The organism is Rhodococcus sp. NPDC076796 (genome assembly GCF_040702765.1).
Taxonomy (GTDB): Bacteria; Actinomycetota; Actinomycetes; order Mycobacteriales; family Mycobacteriaceae; genus Rhodococcoides.
The window spans coordinates 1-1224 of sequence record NZ_JBFBMS010000039.1 but is presented as its reverse complement, the minus strand read 5'-3'; the positions used below and the strand labels follow the sequence as shown (position 1 = coordinate 1224).

1 protein-coding gene and 1 pseudogene are annotated in these 1224 nt (G+C 60.2%); both read left to right on the top strand.

Features of this window, described 5'->3' with window-relative positions; genetic code table 11:
- Positions 1-449 (top strand): annotated as a pseudogene (locus AB0366_RS27100) (MCE family protein); the annotation flags it as partial.
- A partial coding sequence (locus AB0366_RS27095) for an MlaD family protein (protein WP_366246616.1) occupies positions 446-1224 on the top strand: 779 nt, incomplete at its 3' end. The pseudogene AB0366_RS27100 and the gene AB0366_RS27095, both read left to right, overlap by 4 nt.

Sequence of the window (1224 nt, the reverse complement as noted above, 5' to 3'; positions counted from 1 at the left end):
GGGACGTTCAACAGCGGCCAGTGGGCCAGGATTTGGCGATCGCGGCAGACCTGTCCCAGGGCGTTGCCGACTTCATGACGCCGTTCGTTCCGGGCATCCTCATAAACGTCGACGTCGCTGACTTCTTCGCCACCGACGAGGCCATCAATCAGGCCACAGGCAACCTCAACAGCACCGGCGAGGTTCTGTTCGGGGGACTGGGAGGACTGTTGAGCGAAAACTACCCGGCGTTGAGTTCGGTACTGGACGTCGGCCTCGATCTGGCGAGGCCGGTCGCCAGATCGGCATCGGGACTCGCGCAGACCATTTACACCATCCCGCAGATCCTGGACAGCATCGACAACGCCACGCCGCAAGTCGGCGAGCGAGTACAACTTCAGGTCGCCCTGGTAGTGCAGACGTCACCTGCGCTGCAGAGCGCGCTTGCAGCAGGAGGACCAAGAAGATGAAGCTCAAGTCGTTAATTCCCACCATCGTCAAGATCGTCGCGTTCGCCGCAGTCATCGGCGTTCTCACCTACGTGATCATCGCCATCCTCGAACCCAGCTCGGACGGAGCGAGTTCTGAACGGTCTGCGGTCTTCTCCGATGCATCTGGGCTCAAGCCTCGCGACGGTGTGCGTTTGGCGGGAGTAAAGGTCGGTTATGTGACGGCGATCGGCCTGAAAGGGCCCACCGCGGTCGTTCATTTCCAACTGAACAACGACGTCGCGATCACGTCGAGCACCACCGCCGCCGTGCGTTATCAGAATCTTCTCGGACAGCGATATGTCGAATTGATCGGTGCGGCACAGGGAAAGACACAGGGGGCGGCGCTCACACAGGTGGCACTCGACAAGACCGTTCCCTCATTTGATGTGTCCACCTTGTTCAACGGGTTCAAGCCGGTGTTCGACACGCTTAACGCCGACGAGATCAATGAACTGCAGTCCAACTTGTTGCGCGTTGCTCAAGGTGATGGGAGGGGTATATCGCCTGTTCTGGAGCAGGTCGCCAACATCACCGCCTACGGGGACCAGCGGTCTGAGATCATCACGAATATCGTGACGAGTCTCGGCCAGGTCTCCGACCAACTCGAAGGCCGCTCGGCGCAGCTGGTCGAACTCGTCGACCAGCTGGGATCGATCGTCGACGCCTTCAGCCGCGTGAGTGACCGGTTGCGGGAGTCGCTGGGCGAGGTCAACCGGTCCATGGAGAAAACTGTCATCGCCGGGGAGCAACTTGA